Origin of the sequence: Parapedobacter tibetensis, assembly GCF_024704835.1 — a bacterium.
Taxonomy (GTDB): Bacteria; Bacteroidota; Bacteroidia; order Sphingobacteriales; family Sphingobacteriaceae; genus Parapedobacter; species Parapedobacter tibetensis.
Window position 1 is genome coordinate 83,946 of the sequence record NZ_JAMXBE010000005.1, and the last position, 18,293, is coordinate 102,238.

At 48.0% G+C, this 18,293-nt stretch carries 17 protein-coding genes; 5 read left to right on the forward strand and 12 right to left on the reverse strand.

Annotated features, from left to right (window positions below):
* Nucleotides 1-40 precede the first annotated feature (40 nt).
* The 4 genes from NF543_RS10005 to NF543_RS10020 all read right to left on the reverse strand — a co-directional run bounded on the left by NF543_RS10005 (nucleotide 41) and on the right by NF543_RS10020 (nucleotide 6,624).
* Nucleotides 41-2,575, reverse strand: coding sequence for a hybrid sensor histidine kinase/response regulator (locus tag NF543_RS10005; RefSeq protein ID WP_257667991.1), 2,535 nt, complete (start codon nucleotides 2,573-2,575; stop codon nucleotides 41-43).
* A gap of 115 nt (nucleotides 2,576-2,690) precedes the next feature.
* On the reverse strand, nucleotides 2,691-5,282 hold the full coding sequence (gene clpB / locus NF543_RS10010) for an ATP-dependent chaperone ClpB (RefSeq protein ID WP_257667992.1): 2,592 nt from the start codon (nucleotides 5,280-5,282) through the stop codon (nucleotides 2,691-2,693).
* A 181-nt stretch (nucleotides 5,283-5,463) separates the two neighbouring features.
* Nucleotides 5,464-5,838, reverse strand: coding sequence for a GxxExxY protein (locus NF543_RS10015; RefSeq protein ID WP_257667993.1), 375 nt, complete (start codon nucleotides 5,836-5,838; stop codon nucleotides 5,464-5,466).
* 75 nt (nucleotides 5,839-5,913) lie between these two features.
* Complete coding sequence (locus NF543_RS10020; RefSeq protein ID WP_257667994.1) at nucleotides 5,914-6,624, reverse strand: LOG family protein; 711 nt, start codon at nucleotides 6,622-6,624, stop codon at nucleotides 5,914-5,916.
* A 177-nt stretch (nucleotides 6,625-6,801) separates the two neighbouring features.
* Between NF543_RS10020 and recR the strand changes: the two genes are divergently transcribed.
* Together recR and NF543_RS10030 are read left to right on the forward strand one after the other, a co-directional pair.
* Entirely contained in the window at nucleotides 6,802-7,416 is a 615-nt protein-coding gene (recR, locus tag NF543_RS10025) for a recombination mediator RecR (protein WP_257667995.1), read from the forward strand.
* Nucleotides 7,397-8,218: an SDR family oxidoreductase gene (locus tag NF543_RS10030; protein WP_257667996.1), complete on the forward strand. Its 822-nt coding sequence runs from the start codon at nucleotides 7,397-7,399 to the stop codon at nucleotides 8,216-8,218. Before recR ends, NF543_RS10030 begins: the two co-directional genes overlap by 20 nt.
* A gap of 94 nt (nucleotides 8,219-8,312) precedes the next feature.
* Here the strand turns inward: NF543_RS10030 and NF543_RS10035 are convergent, their stop codons facing one another.
* From NF543_RS10035 to NF543_RS10055, 5 genes are all read right to left on the reverse strand, one after another.
* Nucleotides 8,313-9,515 carry an MFS transporter gene (locus tag NF543_RS10035; RefSeq protein ID WP_257667997.1) on the reverse strand — a complete coding sequence of 401 codons (1,203 nt, stop codon included), beginning with the start codon at nucleotides 9,513-9,515 and terminating at the stop codon, nucleotides 8,313-8,315.
* Between the two features lie 63 nt (nucleotides 9,516-9,578).
* Entirely contained in the window at nucleotides 9,579-10,577 is a 999-nt protein-coding gene (locus NF543_RS10040; protein WP_257667998.1) for a metallophosphoesterase, read from the reverse strand.
* Nucleotides 10,552-11,313 (reverse strand): 5'-nucleotidase C-terminal domain-containing protein, encoded by a 762-nt coding sequence (locus tag NF543_RS10045; RefSeq protein ID WP_257667999.1) that lies wholly within the window; start codon nucleotides 11,311-11,313, stop codon nucleotides 10,552-10,554. The genes NF543_RS10040 and NF543_RS10045 overlap by 26 nt, the downstream gene beginning before the upstream one ends.
* A 176-nt stretch (nucleotides 11,314-11,489) precedes the next feature.
* Nucleotides 11,490-12,554: an EamA family transporter gene (locus NF543_RS10050; protein ID WP_257668000.1), complete on the reverse strand. Its 1,065-nt coding sequence runs from the start codon at nucleotides 12,552-12,554 to the stop codon at nucleotides 11,490-11,492.
* A gap of 36 nt (nucleotides 12,555-12,590) precedes the next feature.
* Nucleotides 12,591-13,088 carry an Lrp/AsnC family transcriptional regulator gene (locus NF543_RS10055; RefSeq protein WP_257668001.1) on the reverse strand — a complete coding sequence of 166 codons (498 nt, stop codon included), beginning with the start codon at nucleotides 13,086-13,088 and terminating at the stop codon, nucleotides 12,591-12,593.
* 89 nt (nucleotides 13,089-13,177) lie between these two features.
* Between NF543_RS10055 and NF543_RS10060 the strand changes: the two genes are divergently transcribed.
* Nucleotides 13,178-13,363, forward strand: a complete 186-nt coding sequence (locus NF543_RS10060) for a hypothetical protein (RefSeq protein WP_257668002.1) — start codon at nucleotides 13,178-13,180, stop codon at nucleotides 13,361-13,363.
* Nucleotides 13,364-13,494: 131 nt separating this feature from the next.
* Here the strand turns inward: NF543_RS10060 and NF543_RS10065 are convergent, their stop codons facing one another.
* Nucleotides 13,495-13,785: a hypothetical protein gene (locus NF543_RS10065; protein ID WP_257668003.1), complete on the reverse strand. Its 291-nt coding sequence runs from the start codon at nucleotides 13,783-13,785 to the stop codon at nucleotides 13,495-13,497.
* A 7-nt stretch (nucleotides 13,786-13,792) separates the two neighbouring features.
* Here NF543_RS10065 and NF543_RS10070 point away from each other — a divergent pair, with 7 nt between their 5' ends.
* A complete protein-coding gene (locus tag NF543_RS10070) occupies nucleotides 13,793-14,374 on the forward strand; it encodes a Crp/Fnr family transcriptional regulator (protein WP_257668004.1) in 582 nt (193 codons plus the stop codon).
* 88 nt (nucleotides 14,375-14,462) lie between these two features.
* The gene (locus NF543_RS10075; RefSeq protein ID WP_257668005.1) at nucleotides 14,463-16,835 is read left to right on the forward strand and encodes a TonB-dependent receptor; all 2,373 of its coding nucleotides are present in this window, start codon (nucleotides 14,463-14,465) and stop codon (nucleotides 16,833-16,835) included.
* 30 nt (nucleotides 16,836-16,865) lie between these two features.
* Here the strand turns inward: NF543_RS10075 and NF543_RS10080 are convergent, their stop codons facing one another.
* Complete coding sequence (locus tag NF543_RS10080; protein ID WP_257668006.1) at nucleotides 16,866-17,036, reverse strand: hypothetical protein; 171 nt, start codon at nucleotides 17,034-17,036, stop codon at nucleotides 16,866-16,868.
* A 55-nt stretch (nucleotides 17,037-17,091) separates the two neighbouring features.
* Nucleotides 17,092-18,288, reverse strand: a complete 1,197-nt coding sequence (locus tag NF543_RS10085) for an AI-2E family transporter (RefSeq protein ID WP_257668007.1) — start codon at nucleotides 18,286-18,288, stop codon at nucleotides 17,092-17,094.
* Between the last annotated feature and the right edge of the window lie 5 nt (nucleotides 18,289-18,293).

The window sequence follows — 18,293 nt, forward strand, 5'->3', positions numbered from 1 at the left end:
TATGGTTTGTAGTTTTATGCGCAAACTTAATGAATTTTGGTTAAACGGTTACTCCGCTATTATTGGTATAGATTTGCAATTGTTGTATAAAGTCGGTAAGCTGAATAAGGGTGTACTCAAATTCCGATGTTTTCGGTAATTCACCATTACGCGCATCGATTTCCATTTTCCGCAGCCGGAAAGCAATTTTATCTGCACCAATTTGGGCGGTACGCCCGGCAATGCGGTGCAGCAGCAATTCTGTATTTGCTAAGTCGTGTTTTTTGTAGTGGTTTTTGAGGGTAGCGATATCCGAAGTGGTATCTTCCCTATACAACGTGATAATTTTGTTGGTTTCTTCTTCGTCGCCCAATGCAAAATGCTGGATGGCCGTCACATCGGGCCGGTTAGCGTCGTTGGATCGGTTATCGGCCGAAGTGATGCCGAGCAAATTGAGCAAATCTGCTTCTCTGAAGGGTTTGAGCAATAGACCATCAAACCCTTGTGAGCGGATTTCTTCCTGTTCTTCAGGGAGCACCTGAGCGGTACAAGCATAAATATTCACCTCATCGGTATCGATTTTCTGCCGCAGTTCGCGATTAAGCTGCGTGCCATCCATTTCGGGCATCCGGATATCCATTAGGATGGTCTTTGCGTCAGGATCCCAGTCTGTGGCCAATACCTCTTTCGGAGAGGTGAAACATCGGTAGGGCACGTGATACTTGTCGAGAATGCTCTGGCATAGGCTTAATATCAGACGATCATCGTCTATGATCCATACACTGCCCTCAAACCGCTTACCCGCATCGTGGGTCTTATGTTGGATGGCTTCTGTTACGCCGGAAGCTACCGTTTTCAGTGGTAAATTCACCTTGAATACGGATCCGAATCTTTTCTTACTTTCTACGCGAATGTGGCCATCCATGCTTTCACAGATGGTCTTCACGATACTTAGGCCCAATCCGCTGCCGAAGTGAACACCCGAATTGGCATGCTCGGATTGCTCGAAATCATTGAATATGCGTTCCAGATCTTCTTGAGGGATACCCTTTCCAGTGTCTTTTACCACGATGTTGAGTTCCGTCTTCTCTCCATAAACTACCGTACTTACGTGGAGTGTAACCTTTCCTTGCTCGGTGAATTTTATGGCATTGCTAAGCAAATTAAATAGGATTTGCCGGATTCGGAAGGCATCGCCGACCACATTGCCCGATCCTAAAATACGTGTGCTGAGTTTCATCTCCAAGTTTTTGGCGTGAGCTTGTGTTTTCATCACGGCCACCACATTGTTGACCAAATCCGCAACGGCAAACGGTTTTTCATTAAGCACAATCTTACCTGAAGTGATACGGCTATAGTCCAATATCTCATTTACGATTTGTAGCAGGTGTTCTGATGATTGATAGATGGCATCAATCTTTGCTTCATCGGTCGTATCACCCTGCTTCAATTGTTCGGAATACCCGATGATGGATTGCAGTGGTGTGCGTAGTTCATGGCTCATATTGGAGAGGAAGCGTTGTTTCGCGGCGGCATGGTATTCGGCTTCTTCCTTCGCGATTTCCAAGGCAATGCGATATGCGTTGTTTTTACGGATATCGGCTAAAATCAAGTACACCGTGATGGCGATGCCGACAAAAAATACGAGGAAAATGACGCTGATTCTCCAAACACTGTCGTTCACTACGGCTTTTGCTTGTTGGTTATCCACCTCCATTTGTTGCATGGCTTCGTTTTCAACGACATGCAGGATGCTCAACATGTCGCTAATAAGCGTATTGCCGGCGATGGTCAACTCCATTTCCCGGTTGACAAACAGCTCACGCTGCTGTTGTTGTCGCATTTGGAAAAGCTGTACGGCGCTGTCGATACGGGCGAGGGTGCTGTCGTGTTGCGTAGCCGTTATGGTGTCCACAATGGTTTCTTGCTCTTCTTCCACCATCCGTCTTATTTCTGCCTGTTGGGGAGGGGAGAGTTCTGGCCGTTTGCGCGAGAAGAGCCGTGAGAAAAATCCCCTATTATCCTCATCATTAGTTACAGTGGTATCCAACGTATCCGTATCATCTGCTATGGTCCTTGTACGTCGTATTCTTTCAGTGGTGACGATGGTACTATCGGAGCTTGGTTCGTAGATGACGTCACTGAGCGATTGCAATTGTTCCGAAAATTCATGGCTATCTACCACCTTTTCACGCACCTTTACATATGCATTGAATAGTCTGTCACGTTTGGTGAGCAGACTTTTCACCGAATTGATGCGCGCCTGCTGGATATCGCTATCGTAGTATAAATATTTAAGTGAATCAAGGGAGGCCACGATGGCGGCGGATTCCTTTGAAAAGCTTCGGTATGAGGTATTGCCACTGAATGCTTGGGAGCGTTGCAACTGGTCGAGCCGCATAATATTTCTGGAAATTCGGCTAACCATTTCCAGCTTGGGATCCGGGGTGGTGATGTTTTCCACGGTATCCATCATTTCCGTGAACGCCACGCGGCTGATTACCCATGCCAATAACAAAGCTGCAGCGCAGGTGACAAATACAAAGATAACTTTGCGCCGCACGCTCCCCGTGGATTGTATGTGTGGTGTTGGCATGGAAACGCTTAAAACCTCCTATCTTTTTGTAAAGATAACCAAAAATTATGCTAAACTATCTCGACGCGGGTAAATAGCGCGGGGTGGTGGGACGCTGATAACTGAAAGCCGATATCTACTGATTCAAAAACACAAACTTATTGTCAAACATATCCAGTTTGATCGTGCTCTCTTTGTCAATTTTGTCGGCCAGGATTTCCTTGGACAGCTCATTTAGGATATGTTTTTGTATCACGCGTTTGAGTGGGCGTGCGCCATACTGTGGGTCATAACCCAATTGAGCCAACCAATCAAGCGCTTCCTCGCTGGCGGTAAGATGGATACCCATTTCGGCAAGCTGCCCTTGTACTCGGGCAAACTGCAAATGCACGATTTTTCCTAGCTCCTCCCTCGTGAGTGGAGTAAACATGATAACTTCATCGATACGGTTGAGAAATTCCGGCCGGATGGACTTCTGTAGCAGCTCAAACACCTCGTTTCGGGTTTTGGCCACTACTTCCTCCCGGTTATCATCGCGCAGATCACTGAAATTCTCTTGTATGAGGTGCGATCCGATGTTGGATGTCATGATGATGATGGTATTCTTGAAGTTTACCACACGTCCCTTGTTGTCCGTAAGATGTCCATCATCCAATACTTGCAACAGGATATTGAAGACATCCGGATGTGCTTTTTCGATTTCGTCCAGCAGCACTACCGCATAGGGCCTACGCCTAATGGCCTCTGTAAGCTGTCCACCTTCGTCATAACCCACGTATCCTGGAGGCGCGCCGATAAGACGTGATACGGAGTGCCGTTCTTGGTATTCGCTCATGTCAATACGTACCATGGATTGCTCTTCGTTGAAAAGGAATTCGGCCAATGCCTTGGCCAGCTCGGTCTTGCCCACGCCCGTGGTGCCAAGGAAGATGAACGATCCAATGGGGCGGTGTTTGTCGCTCAATCCAGCACGCGATCGCCTGATGGCATCCGAAATGGCTTCGATTGCTTCTTCTTGCCCTGCTACGCGTCTGTGTAATTCTTCTTCAAGGTGTAGCAGTTTGTCACGTTCGCTTTGCACCATTTTGGTGACCGGAATACCCGTCCAACGCGATACGACACCAGCGATATCTTCAGCAGTAACCTCTTCCTTGAGCATACGGCTGTCAATTTGTTTTTCTGCGAGCTCTTTCTTGAGGGTTTCCACCTTGTCTTGTGATTCCTTGATGCGTCCGTAACGGATTTCGGCTACTTTACCGTAGTCACCAGCACGTTCAGCTTGGTCGGCTTCGATTTTATAGTTTTCGATTTGTTCCAATTCATGGTTGATGTTGTCCACCAATGTTTTTTCACTTTGCCATGCCGCACGTAGGGAGTCGCGGTCAGCAGTAAGGTTAGCGATTTCTTCGCTCAGCTCGCTTACTTTCTTGCTATCTTTCTCCCGCTTAATGGCCTCTCGCTCGATTTCAAGCTGCATGATGCGGCGTTCGATTTCGTCTACCGCTTCCGGTACGGAATCCATTTCCAGCCTCAGTTTGGAGGCGGCCTCGTCCATCAGGTCTATGGCCTTGTCGGGCAGGAAACGGTCGGCAATATAACGTTGCGACAGTTCCACGGCTGCGATGATGGCTTCATCCAAGATACGTACCTTGTGATGGGTTTCATAACGCTCCTTGAGGCCCCGCAGAATGGAGATAGCATCTTGGGTGTCGGGTTCCCCTACCATCACTTTCTGGAAACGGCGCTCCAGCGCCTTGTCCTTTTCAAAATACTTCTGGTATTCATTTAGGGTAGTGGCTCCAATGGCACGCAGCTCCCCACGCGCCAGGGCCGGTTTGAGGATGTTGGCCGCATCCATGGCACCTTCGCCGCCTCCGGCGCCCACGAGTGTATGGATTTCGTCAATGAACAGGATGATTTCCCCATCGCTCTGTGTCACCTCCTTCACTACCGCCTTGAGCCTTTCTTCAAACTCACCCTTATACTTGGCACCGGCAATCAATGCACCCATATCCAATGAGTAGACAGTTTTTGCTTTTAGGTTTTCAGGCGCATCGCCCTTGATGATACGATGTGCAATACCTTCAGCGATGGCGGTTTTACCCACACCGGGTTCACCCACCAATAGGGGGTTGTTTTTTGTTCTGCGGGAGAGTATTTGGATGACCCTGCGGATTTCGTCATCACGGCCGATAACCGGATCGAGCTTGCCAGATTCAGCAAATTCATTGAGGTTGCGTGCATATTTATTGAGCGCATTGTAAGTGGCTTCGGCATTTTGGTCGGTTACCCGTGCGTTACCCCGGAGGTCACCGATCGCTTTTTTTAAGTCTTTTTCGGTGATACCCTGATCTTTGAGCAAGGCAGCGGTCTTATCGCCCGTATTGAGGATACCCAATAAGATATGCTCGATGGATACAAACTCGTCCTTGAATTCCTTTAAGTACGATTGTGCTTTCTGTAAAGCCGTGTTAGCGCCGGATGATAGGTAAATGTTGCTGCCACTTACCTTGGGGAAGGTGCCGATTTGCTTATCAAGCTCTTCCTCCACATGCCTTACGTTTACGTTCAGTTTTTTGAGCAGATGGCTCACTATGTTTTCATCCACCACCAACAATGCCTTTAGCAAATGTGCCGTTTCAATGGATTGCTGCTGGTTGCCCACGGCAATTTCTGAAGCCTTTTGGATGGCTTCCTGTGCTTTGATTGTATAGTTGTTGAAATTCATTTTCTTGATTTTACAGGTGTAACATCAAAACAAATACCATGGGTGATTTGATTGGGGAATCGGAAGTTTTGTCTGGGTTAACTTAAAATAAAGTGACTAAATGTCTGTTTTTTAATACATTATACTGAAATAATTGCAGGTAGATGTTTCACGCAGAGCCCGAATGTTTCTTTTTATCTTTTTAAAGGTTGTTGACAATTCGATGAACGTCATCTTTTAGCAGAAATGTATTAAAATTAATAAGTAGGCCCAATTTTAATCCTGATAACTTTAGGTAAGTAAGTGTCTGAGCATAATGAACGGGAGCTAATTTGTCTACTGATTTGATTTCTACAACGACGCTATTCTCCACCAGTAAGTCTATACGATAACCGATATCCTGTTGTATTTCTTTATAATAAAACGGCATGGCAACTTGTTGCCTAACACTCAACCCAGCCTCTCGGAGGTCATAAGCCAATGCATTTTCATATACAGATTCTAATAACCCTGGCCCAATTGCTTTGTGTAGTTCTATTGCTTTTCCAATGATTTGATAAGATATTTCGTTTTCCATAGATAGCTAATGGTTTCTTTGCGACCTCTGCGAAAAACTTAGCGCTCTCAGCGTGAAACAAAAACTTGGTGAATCCTAAAAATTCGGTTTGAGCAGATACTTATCATAGAACCGGAAGATGTGTTCCGCCGCTTCCTCCGCGGTATCCACCAGCCGGTAGAGGTTGAGGTCTTCAGGGCTGATGTTCCCAGCCTCCAGCATACGGCTCTTTACCCATTCAAACAATCCACCATAATAGTCGGTTCCCACCAAAACGATGGGGAAACGTGCAATTTTCCCTGTTTGGATCAGTGTGATGGCTTCAAAGAGCTCATCCATGGTGCCAAACCCTCCCGGTAGTACGATGAAGCCCTGCGAGTATTTCATGAACATGACTTTACGTACGAAAAAGTAATTGAATTGCAAAAGCTTGTCGCTATCGATGTATTGGTTGTGGAACTGTTCAAAGGGCAGTTCGATGTTGATACCTACGGATTTGCCACCAGCCTCATAGGCACCTTTATTGGCCGCCTCCATGATGCCTGGCCCGCCGCCGGATACTACGCCGTAGCCACGTTCGGTGAGTAGTCGTGCGATATCCTCGGCCAGTTTATAATATTGATGGTCTTGTGGAGTCCTCGCAGAGCCAAACATAGACACGCAGGGACCGATTTTGGCGAGCTTCTCAAACCCATCCACAAATTCCGCCATGATTTTGAAGATTTGCCAAGAGTCCTTGACCTTGATTTCCTGCCAGGTCTTATTTTCAAAGGCCCTCATGATTTTGTCTTCCCTTGTTCTTGCCATAAATAATGGTTTTGATTTTTGCTAAAGTAGTAAATTTTAGACTTATTTGTTTAGTATACCAAAGAAGCCAGCTTGGCGCGCGCTGCGTAATGCGTCTTTGCGTGCTTTGCTAGAAACATAGATTTGTTAAGTGATTCCTTATATGCCTTTGCGAGCGCTTTTTTTTATCTTTGTTCCATGAACTTCTCCTCCAAGTTATTGGAACAGGCTGTAACGGAATTCGGTCGCCTACCGGGGGTAGGGCAGAAGACCGCCCTGCGGTTGGTGTTGCACCTGCTGAAACAGCCCGATGCCGATGTGTCGCGTTTCACGGAAACTCTTGATCGGTTAAAACGCGAAATCAGGCACTGCAGCATCTGTCACAACATTTCGGACAATCCGGTCTGTGAAATATGTGCTTCGTACAAAAGGAACAAAGGGTTGATTTGCATAGTGGAAGATACCCGTGATGTGATGGCCATCGAGAATACCAACCAATATCATGGTGTGTACCATGTGCTGGGTGGGCTGATATCGCCCATGGATGGCATCGGGCCCTCGGATCTCCAGATAGAAAGCTTGATAAAACGTCTCCAAGCTGGTGAAGTGCATGAGGTCATTTTGGCCTTGAGCGCCACGATGGAAGGCGATACGACCATCTTTTACCTCTATAAGAAACTAAAGCAATTTGGTGTGCAGATTAGCACCATCGCACGGGGTATCGCCTTTGGTGGCGAATTGGAATATGTGGATGAGGTGACCTTAGGGCGCTCGATTGCTACACGTGTGCCTTATGAGCGGAGTATTGCTTAATAAAACCGTCATCATCACTGGTGCTTCCTGCGGCATTGGGCTTGCCTGCGCTGAAGTGTTTGCACGGCATGGAGCCAATTTGGTACTCTGTGCCAGGCGTTATGTGGACTTATGCAAAATTGCTCAATCAATAGAAAAACAGCATGGCGTACGTGCCGTGGCCGTACAATGCGATGTGGCTAAGGAATCGGATTGCCGGATATTGGTGGATCAAGCCATAGCTACCTTTGGTGGCGTGGATGTATTGATCAATAATGCAGGTGTCAGCATGCGGGCATTATTTATCGGGTTGGACTTGGATGTGCTCCATCGATTAATGGATGTCAACTTTTGGGGTACGGTATACTGCACGAAATATGCCATGGCCGAATTGCTGCGAAGCAAAGGTTCGGTGGTAGCTGTATCATCCATTGCCGGCTACCGTGGATTGCCGGGCCGTACAGGATATTCAGCGTCCAAATTTGCAATTAATGGTTTCATGGAATCCCTTCGAGTGGAAAACCTCAAAACAGGCTTGCACGTGATGGTGGCTTGTCCCGGCTTTACGGCTTCCAACATCCGGCAAACGGCATTGAATGGTATTGGAAACGAACAAGGTGAAACCAGCATGGACGAAAGCAAGATGATGAGTGCAGAGGAAGTGGCTGAGCGGATTGTGCATGGTGTCATCCGCCGCAAGCGTACGCTTGTGATGACTCGACAAGGGAAATTGGCCGTGCTGATGAATAAACTGCTGCCTGCCTGGGTAGATCGACAAGTGTACAGGCTGTTTGCCCAAGAAAAGGATCCGTTGGTGAAATAAGCAATAGAACGCTGAGCTTTGCCAGCTAGCTACTCGCTGATGATTTTATGGTGATCCGCTTAATCAGCGTCATCCGTGTTCCATCAAATCTTTTTCACATTTTTCTGACCACCAGATAAAACCCCGTTGCTACCCCAACGAGTACAGCTGCGGTACCCCACCATAATGTATTGAAACCATAGCCATCTGCGATGCGCGTGCCGAGGAATGGGGAGAACACATGCGCAGCTGAAAAAGCCAATGCATTGAGCCCCATGTAAGCCCCTTGTGTCTGTCGGGAAGCCCGCTTTACGGCTACCGAGGCCATGAAAGGCATCGCCAGTATTTCGGAGATGCTGAGTAGAAAAATGGATGCATAGAGTATCCAATATCCAGTAGGGATAGGAAGCAGGGCAAAAGATACGCCGCAAAGGGCCGTACCCCAAAATATGCTGCTTGCATAAGAAAGCCGTCGCTCCGCAATGTGCACCAAGAGCATCTCGAACACGACCACCACAAAACCGCTGAATCCTAAGATAATACCTACCTGCTTTTCATCGAGAAAATGTGCCTTTTGATAGAATAGGGGTAAGGTGCTCAGCAATTGGAAGAAACAGATGGCATAGATGCAACAGAGTAGGCTGAACAGCAAGAAAGCCCAGTCGCGGTAGGGCGACCTTGGGGGTGCAGCAGGTACTCCGGCGGTGTCGGATGGTTTCGTCCTTACCGTTCCTTTACGTTTATAAAAGAATAGGATGAAAATCAAGGTCGCGATGAAAGCTCCCAATGCATTGCCATAGAAGATCCAGTTATACGAGATGGATGCCAAAAAGCCGCCCATCGCCGGCCCTATGGAAAAGCCGAGGTTGATGGCCATGCGATTAAGCGAAAAGGCCCGTGTGATATTCTCGGGTTTGGCATATCGGGCAACGGAAACGGAATTGGCCGGCCGGAATGTTTCCGTCACGACACTCAAGATATAGATGGCAGCAGCCAGTGTTTCTACCGAAGTAAACAAAGGAACAATCAAGAATACCGGAACGGATAACAGGAGACTCAGTGTCTGCACCCAAAAATTGCCAAATCGGTCCGTCAACCATCCACCAAGCCATGAGCCGGTAACCGCCCCCAAGCCGAAACATGCCAATACAACCCCCACTTCTCTGATGGTGAAGCCAAGGGCTTGCGTCATGTAGATACCCAAGAAGGGCAATACCATAGCACCGGTGCGGTTGACGAGCATAACCAGCGCCAACATCCAAGCCGGTCGCGATAAGCCCCGATAGGAATCAATATATATGCGTAAGAGTGCTTTCATTGAAATTGTTCACGCAGAGGCCGCTAAAGTGTTTGCGCAAAGGCCGCCGAGTATCTGCAAGCGCTATGTTATATAATTTCTCTGCGTACTCTGCGAGTTCTTAGCGCCCTTTGCGAGAAACATATTTTTCGAGATTTCATGCGTGCTTGCCGTCACCAATCTTTTCTTTCCCGATTGCCGTTCGAAGACATAGTCGAGGCGACCGAGATTGATGCCCGCAAAGCCTACCTGATTGACAATGGTTTCCTCGCCATCAAGGTTGCGGATAAAATCAGGCTTAGGCATAAATGTGTGTGTATGCCCACCGATGATCAGGTCGACATGCCGAGTGTTTGCCGCCAGTATGACATCGGACACCTTGCCGTCGCCATACTTATAGCCCAGGTGGGAGAGGCAGATGACCAAGCTGCATTTATAGTCGTGCTTGAGCCGTGTGGCGATGCTATTGGCTGTGGCAATGGGGTCGAGGTAAAGCACATCCCCGCAACGGGTGGGGTCTACCAACCCGTCCAACTGGATGCCCAATCCGAACACGCCGATCCGGATGCCCTGTTTCTTGAAGATGATGTAGTCTCTGGTTTGGCCTTTTATTGGGGTATTGCTGACGTCATAGTTAGCCGTGAGGAACGGGAAGTTGGCATAGGGCAGCATGCTGGTCAGCCCTTCCAATCCATTGTCAAACTCATGGTTGCCCAGTGTACTGGCGTCGTAACCCATCTTGCTCATCAGCTCCAGTTCTACCTTGCCGCCAAACAAGTTGAAATAAGGCGTGCCTTGCACGGTATCCCCGGCATCGAGCAGCAGTACATTACGCTGTTCACGCCGGATGTTTTCCACCAGTGTGGCCCTTCGGGCTACGCCGCCCAGCCCCTGGTTGCGCGATCCATCCATCGGGAACGGTTCGATCCGGCTATGTACATCGTTGGTGTGCAGAATGGTGAGCGAAACGAGGTCGCCATTGGCAAAAGCTGAAAGGGGTATGCCGCCCACGGCAGAAACCGCGGCGAGGGTGCCGGCTTGTTTCAGGAAATTACGTCTATTGATTGCGGGTGATCCTTCCATCGAGTTGTGTGTTTATATGTTTGCCAGCTTGGGTTTGCCCATTGACATAAGCTATCAATGCTTCGCGGACCTTATTGCCTAGGTCGGTCCGTTTTACCGGATTGTCCAGCCCCTGCAAGTTATCGCCGCCGTTGGCGAGATAGTCATAGGTAAGCAGTTTGTAGGTGCGCGAGGCGTCAAACGGTTGGCCTGCGATCTGGATATCCGTGGCTTGGCCATCCTTGATTTTCAGGCGCATACCTGCTGTCGGCTGTCCGCCGGTACTGGCGATGAATTGGGCCAGTTGCTGCACGCTTTGGGATGAAAGCTCCAGTATAACCAGTTCGTTTTCAAAAGGCATGAGCTCGAAGATGTGGCCGATGGTGATGTCTCCCTGCTGCAGCTCAATGCGCAGTCCGCCCTTTGTGCCAAAGGAGAAGTCTACATCAGGATGCAGCTTTCTTCCTTCGGACAGTAGTGCATCGGCAAAAAAATTGCCGAGCAGTGTTTCAGGCGCGTTGCCCGGCTTGGTCAAGCTCACATCAGCATAACCGATGACCCGGTTCATTTCCGCTTCCAACTGTTGCTTGTATGGCCCGTAATACCTGATGTAAGCCGAATCGGGCGGTATGTCGCTGTTGATTTTGTGCTGTTGGTACTCGTGTGTAGTAAGCACGAATTTCTTTGGTCCCGAACAGGCTGCGAAGCCCAGCGTGGCGATAGCAGCTAAAAACCAGATATTTGCGGAATGATTCATTTATTTTTCAGCATGTGTACCCTGTCAGTATCTGCCGACAGCGTTAATTTGACTGGTAAAGGTAACCAACAACTCACGAAAAATGAAAAGATATACGGTTAAGCTTTGGTGAATTTCATGTTGGCAGCCACCTGCTTTATGTGCTGTTCTTGAGCGTAATGCCTTGTTGTGCCCGCTTAAAGCGGCATTTCTTCTCCAGTGGTGCTATCGGTACGGGCCGCGGCGGAAGTCCTGATTTTTGCCCTGACCCGTACTTTCGCCCGCATACGCATGAATGGTTGTTTTTTAGCGAAAACCTTGGAAAGGTTGTAAGCATCCCAATTGATAAGGAATACACTGAGTAGGATGACCACCAGTCCGGTCATTTGGGTGGGCGTTACCGATTCATTGGCGAAAAATACACCCAGAAGCACGGCAACGATGGGATTGACATAGGTGTGAGTGCTCACCTCCGTGGCGGGGCGTACCTGGAGCAGCCAGATGTATGAGCTATACGCGATAACAGAACCAAACACGATCAGGTAGGCGATGGCCCACCATGCGGACATCGGCACAGTATCGAAGCGAAAGCTGCTCACTTCGCCCCGGATAGCGGCCGTCAGCAAGAACGTTACGCCAGCAATCAGCATTTGCCATGCCGTACTGACCACGCTGCTTTCTGCCTTTGTCTCGGGCTTTCCATAATATTTGGAGTATAGCGAGCCGACCGTCCATGCCAAAGCACCGAGGAGCAACAACAGCATGCCCACCACGTTGGCTTGCCGTTCCGAAGCGTCCATGGATTGTGCCACGCGGTCGCCAAACAGCATCACCACGCCAAAGAACCCCATGAAAAGACCGGCAATGGTTGGGAGGTTGCTGAAATTTGCTTTCCACTTGGGTTTATCGAGAATGATGAACCAGATGGCCACCGATGCGGACATAATGGCCACCAGGCCGCTAGGCATGAATTGCTCTACCCAAATGATGATGCCATTGTCGATGTAAAGCAATAGCAGACCCATCAGTCCTGCGCGGACTATCGTGCGCTTGTTGAATAACTGGTAGCCTTTGTATCTACACCACGCCAGCATGAGGAGTCCGGCTGTGGTAAATCGGAACGCGCCTAACAGGAATGGGCCGAAGCCGGCCAGTGCTTTATGGATAAAAAAGAATGTAGACCCCCACACGATGTATACCATCGCGAAGGCGAGAATGACTTTCCATTGGAAGTGTCTGTCTGTTGTGATTGTTGCTTGCATTTGCTGCTTTTCCTCTCAATCTTTTATGTTTGTTCCTCATTCCTTATTTACCGTTCCTTGTTCCGATGGTATCACCAGTTTTTGTTCCTCTTTCACAGTTTCGAGCACGATGGTGGTACGTGTGGATATGATGTTCGGAATCTTGGCGAATGAACTGCGCATGAGCTCCACCAACGCGGCGGAATCCGCTGTGCGCACTTTCACCAGGTAACCATCGTCGCCTGCGATGTCATGCACCTCTTGTACCTCCGGAATGGCCGCAAGGGCCTGTCCCGTAGTAGCACATCCGATGCCATCGGCCGCCCGGATGAAAATGAACGAGAGTAGTTTCTGGTCCAGTGCAGCAGGACTGATTTTGGCATTGTATTGTAGGATGATCTCTTTTTGCTCCAATTTCTTCACGCGCTCCAATATGGCGGAAGGAGCCATGCCCAGTTCCCGGGCAATATCGGCATTGTTGATACGCGCATTTTCCTGCATCAATCTTAAAATATGATAATCTACCTGATCTAAGTTATATTCTATATTGCTCATAATTCTGCAAAAGTAATAATATTTAGAATTATATTCAAGATATATATAATTATTATGAATTATATTCTTTTGTAATAATATTTACACCAATGCCGTTATGTGGACTGTCGTACGACAATACCGCAAAAGCAGGGGACAATACAACAAAAGTATATGGCAAATGGGGGTATTTAGCGTTGGTGCTGGAGTTCAAAACGTTGAAAAGGACATTAATTGTGTTTTCTGCGATGCCGTTGGGAATTGGGTGCTGTATTGGCTTTATTGGTGATCGGTAATACGCTGTCCGTTGTGGGCAACTATCGATCTGGTAGCGCTGGCAGGCCTCGAGATGAAAAATACCATCCTGTTGGTTGACTTTATTAATCAACAGCGTCGGGACTGCATGATCGATGTGCCACTTAGGTTTTTACCCAATGGCCGGTACCGCGCGGTTCGATACAAAGATGCACCTGATTCGGTGCAGCACCCCAATAAGTTGGTTAAAGAAGAGCTTGTAGTAAGCGGCGGTGGCATCATCTAGATGAACCTGATCGGCGGGGGTGGGGAGGTTTTGCAGCTGGAACCCATTGGGACTGCTGAACGTAATGATTAGCTTATTCTGCGGCTTTGCTTCCTCAATGGTCGCTCTTGTTAACGAATATGTTTTTGCCAAATCGGCATTATTGGTTATTTTGGCCAAGATAAATGCGGATAACACCTTTTCTATGTTTGATAGTTTAAAACTATATTTTAGAAAATTGGCACCAGAGCTATCACAGGACGCCTGGAATGCTTTTCAAAAGTGCTTGACGGTAAAACGGTATAAGAAAGGGGAAACCATCAGTGAAGAGGGAAGGGTGAATAATATTGTATGCTTTATAGAAGAAGGGATAGTGATGGTATACAACCTTATTGACGGCAAAAAGAATATATACAATTTTTTCTTCGAGCACGAGTATACAGGCGATTATGAGAGTTTTCTTACCCGTAAGCCTGCTAACTACGGGATTGAAGCGATTGAAGACACAATCACATTCAATCTGCATTACGATGGCCTACAAAAAATGTATGCCGATTTTCCGGAGTTTGAACGGGTCGGTCGATTGGTGGCAGAAGGGCAGTTCCTGCGCCTTACCGAACGAAATGCTTCCTTGTTGGCCGAAAAGCCCGAGGACCGTTATGAAAACCTGGTAGTGGCCAAACCGCAGGTGGCCCAACGTGTTCCGCAATATCTCATCGCTTCGTATCTGGGGATTACACCTGAAGCACTGAGCCGTATCCGCAAACGGCTTGTGTCGAAATTCTAACCGCGATACATGGTGCTTTATTGATCCAAATCAATGAAAAAGGGAACTTGCTTCTTTTTTTTTGTAAGCAAATAGTTTACAAGAAAATATGAGCACCATTATCACCTCCTCTCTATTCATTTTATTATGCATGGCCAGTTCAGTAGGATTGGCGCAACCTTCTACGCAAACCGTGCGAGGCAATATCAGGGATGAAGCGTCAAGAATCCCTTTGGTGGGTGTCACTGTTCGATTGCTGGATGGCGACAGTCAAATCATTACAGCAAGCGATGCGCTTGGTAATTTTCGGCTTACTGATGTGCCCCTTGGTCGGCAAACGTTTTTAGCCACCCACCAAGGATACCAGCCAGAAACGTTCCACCACATCATTATAACTGCAGGCAGGGAAGTGGTGCTGAACCTCATGCTGACCGAAAGCGTCACTTCATTGGAAGAGGTTATTGTAAATTATGGCCGACGTGAGGATTCCCGTTTCACCAATAGTGACATGGCAGCAGTCAGCGCTCGGCCGTTCAGCATGGAAGAAACCAAACGGTATGCGGGGTCATTGGGAGACCCTGCCCGTATGACGGCGAATTTTGCCGGAGTGGTATCCACCAATGATACCCGAAATGATATCATTATCCGTGGCAATTCGCCCAATGCCATGCTTTGGCAACTGGAGGGGCTCAATATACCGAATCCCAATCACTTCGGTGCATTGAACAGCATGGGAGGGTCAGTAAGCATGTTGAACAACAATAATTTGGATAAATCTGATTTCATGACAAGCGCTTTCCCTGCACAGTATGGTAATGCGTTAGGAGGGGTTTTTGATTTGCGCTTACGTGATGGGAACAACCAAAAACACGAATTCCTTGCCCAGATGGGGTTCAACGGTTTTGAAGGAGGAGCAGAAGGCCCTTTGGGCCGTACGAACAGGGCTACTTATTTGGTGAATGTCCGCTATTCTACACTTGCAGCTTTCCAGCAGCTTGGGCTCAATTTTGGCGCCGGAGGAGCTACGCCGGAATATATGGATATCAATTACAAAATCAGCGCGCCTGTTGGCAAACGAGGAGTGTTTTCCGTGTTTGGGATATGGGGTGAGAGTTTGTTTACCTCTTTAGGGAGTGAATACGATCCTGATGGACAGGCATATGGCAACGATTATTCCAACCGGTTTGCGCGCTATAATACCAATATCAGCGGATTGCGTTATGAACACCAGCTGGGCAACAATACCACAGCCAGCCTGGTACTGGGGTATAGCCGTACCAATGAACGGTTCGATAGGGATTCCGTCAGTACGGAAGACCCTGCTGTTTTTACCCCGAACTGGCAATGGCGGTTCGTCACCGACAAGTATTCTGGGGTATTGACCTTGCACCATAAATTTAGTGGAAAGCATAACATGGTAGCTGGTGTTGTAACGGATTTTACCAATTATTCCCTCTTCAATAAACGCATCTATGATGGTATGGTTGATCGGGTGTTTTCCGATAGGGAAGGGTGGCTGAATTTGACACAGACTTACTTGCAGTGGAGATACCGGATGACGGATCGCTTGACGATGATGTCAGGGCTCCATCACCAATATCTCGACCTGTCTAACAGCCAAAGCCTGGAACCCCGCATGGGGTTGAGGTACCGGGTGAATCATGCACATGCCATCGGACTTGGATATGGTTTGCATAGCCAAATGGATAATTTGCTGACTTATGCTACGATTACCCGCACTCCTACTGGAAATGTCTACACCAATGAGTCTTTGGGATTGGGAAGGAGCCACCATGCCGTGTTGTCGCACGACTGGGGCTTGTCATCCAATACCTATCTGAAAACGGAGGTGTATTACCAGTGGTTGTTTGATATCCCCGTGGAAAGGCACCCCAGTTCGTTTTCGACCATCAACTTAGGTGCAGAATCTATCCCGACCTTGCGTGACAACCTGGTGAATGAAGGTACTGGGAGGAATTATGGTCTCGAATTTACGTTGGAAAGGTCATTTGATCGGGGATTCTATTACCTAGTTACGGCCTCCATCTTTGATTCGCAGTATAGAGGTAGTGATGGTGTTTGGCGAAATACAGCCTTCAACATGCGCAATGTATTGAATGTACTGGCCGGTAGAGAGTGGAAGCTTGGCCGTGATGTGTTTGGAGCAGGAGCCACAATATCCTGGGTAGGTGGGCGGTATCTGTCGCCAATCGATTATGAAGCCTCCGCAGTGGACGGGGAAGTGCAGTATGCTGAGGCGGCGGCCTTCTCACTGCGGCAACGTGACTATTTCAGGACGGATGTCAAATTGTCCTTCCGTAGAGAATATCGAAGAGCTACGCTGGAAGTAGCATTGGATCTCCAAAACATAACGAATAACGAGAATATTTTCCGTCAGGAATGGAATGCCCGTCAACTAAGGGTGGTGGATAACCTCCAACAAGGGTTCTTCCCGGTGCCTTTCATAAGGTTTACGTTTTAACAGGTGCGCTTAACCGTTGCGTAAAAAATATTACTCACCTTCATTTTTGGTCTGCCCTGTCCGAACACCTCCGGCATTGGGTACACCTTGATGGCGTTTGAGGGTCTTTGTATCCTTGAATGATTTATCGGTAGTAGAGCTACCGATTTCCATATTGCGGCTCTTGTCCTGCGTTCCTGTTACTTTTTTCTGCTTTTTCATAGTCACCCCTTGCGCTAAATCCTCTGGATAAATAACAGCAAGCCGGACTGATTGTTCATTCTTTTTTTCCGTTATCCGCTACAGGGGGCTTTTCTTGCACTTCCGCCTCCTTTTTTTTGCGCTCCTTGATTTCCAGCAGCTCCTTTAGATTCCAGCGCTTGAGTAGGATTTTGGTGGAGTAGCGTTTGAGGTGGTATTTTTCGGGCTCCCCGATGAGGAAACCAAACGCATTCATGGAGGGAATAGCATCGAAGATGACCTTGATGGTAGCTGTGATTGGAAGCGCCAATATTAAGCCAGCAAGTCCGAAAAGCATGCCGCCAAGCAGGATGGAAATGATGGCCATCAAAGGGTTTATACTTACCTTACTGCCCACAATGTTCGGCGTGATGACATTACCTTCCAGAAATTGTACCACTTGAAACCAGGCGATAACCCCTACAGCATACCAAGCAGTGTCCTTGGTAGCCAATGCGAAAAGTGCAGGCAGGATGGAGCCGATGGCGATACCGATATAGGGGAGCAACATCAGCAACGAAGCCAATGTGCCAAAAAACCAAGCATATTGGATGCCCAAGATCCACAATCCCACTGTATTGAGTATGGCCACGATACCCATAACGGTGATGAGCCCAAGTAGGTAGCTTTGCACCACATTGTAAATCTTATTAAGGGTTTTATGTACGGTTTCCTGTGGGGTAGAGCGGAATGCCCTGAAGAAAAACTCACGGAAAAAAACCCGATAATACAGTAAAAAGAATGAAAACAACGGTACCAACACCAAGCCAGCAAGTACGTTTCCCAAAGATCCAAAAGCCGTTGATAGGTGCCTGCCCGCATGGGAAAGAATTTCATTGGCCTCCGACCTCAACCGCTCGGCCACTTCTGTGGGCTCTATGCCGAAACGGTCCTGCAGTAATTTTTGTATGGTGTCGAAGATGGATAGGAATTTGTGCTGGATTTCCGCACCATCCTTTCCAATGATAATCACTTGATGGATGATGAACCACATCAGGCCCGAAAGCACGGCTATGGCTAAAATAACAGCAAGAATAGCCGAAAAGGCCTTACCCAGTCGTAACCTTTCTAGGAACCGGGCAACCGGATAGAGGGAAATGGCGATGAGGATGGAGAACATCAGTGGCAACAACACACCCTGCAACACATACAATAGTGTGATGATAAGTGCTAGGGAAATGAGGCTTGCTGCCAATTCCAGGACGTAAGGCCGTTTAATAGGGTTCTCTTCCATAGGAA

Bases quoted from the DNA above. Each gene is read 5' to 3' on its own strand.
- NF543_RS10060 (WP_257668002.1), top strand. From the start codon at position 13,178: ATGCCGTTATGTGGACTGTCGTACGACAATACCGCAAAAGCAGGGGAC.
- NF543_RS10050 (WP_257668000.1), bottom strand. From the start codon at position 12,554: ATGCAAGCAACAATCACAACAGACAGACACTTCCAATGGAAAGTCATT.
- NF543_RS10085 (WP_257668007.1), bottom strand. From the start codon at position 18,288: ATGGAAGAGAACCCTATTAAACGGCCTTACGTCCTGGAATTGGCAGCA.
- NF543_RS10075 (WP_257668005.1), top strand. From the start codon at position 14,463: ATGAGCACCATTATCACCTCCTCTCTATTCATTTTATTATGCATGGCC.
- NF543_RS10015 (WP_257667993.1), bottom strand. From the start codon at position 5,838: ATGGAAAACGAAATATCTTATCAAATCATTGGAAAAGCAATAGAACTA.
- NF543_RS10040 (WP_257667998.1), bottom strand. From the start codon at position 10,577: ATGGAAGGATCACCCGCAATCAATAGACGTAATTTCCTGAAACAAGCC.
- NF543_RS10005 (WP_257667991.1), bottom strand. From the start codon at position 2,575: ATGCCAACACCACACATACAATCCACGGGGAGCGTGCGGCGCAAAGTT.
- NF543_RS10020 (WP_257667994.1), bottom strand. From the start codon at position 6,624: ATGGCAAGAACAAGGGAAGACAAAATCATGAGGGCCTTTGAAAATAAG.
- NF543_RS10045 (WP_257667999.1), bottom strand. From the start codon at position 11,313: ATGAATCATTCCGCAAATATCTGGTTTTTAGCTGCTATCGCCACGCTG.
- NF543_RS10030 (WP_257667996.1), top strand. From the start codon at position 7,397: ATGAGCGGAGTATTGCTTAATAAAACCGTCATCATCACTGGTGCTTCC.
- NF543_RS10080 (WP_257668006.1), bottom strand. From the start codon at position 17,036: ATGAAAAAGCAGAAAAAAGTAACAGGAACGCAGGACAAGAGCCGCAAT.
- NF543_RS10070 (WP_257668004.1), top strand. From the start codon at position 13,793: ATGTTTGATAGTTTAAAACTATATTTTAGAAAATTGGCACCAGAGCTA.
- recR (WP_257667995.1), top strand. From the start codon at position 6,802: ATGAACTTCTCCTCCAAGTTATTGGAACAGGCTGTAACGGAATTCGGT.
- NF543_RS10035 (WP_257667997.1), bottom strand. From the start codon at position 9,515: ATGAAAGCACTCTTACGCATATATATTGATTCCTATCGGGGCTTATCG.
- NF543_RS10055 (WP_257668001.1), bottom strand. From the start codon at position 13,088: ATGAGCAATATAGAATATAACTTAGATCAGGTAGATTATCATATTTTA.
- clpB (WP_257667992.1), bottom strand. From the start codon at position 5,282: ATGAATTTCAACAACTATACAATCAAAGCACAGGAAGCCATCCAAAAG.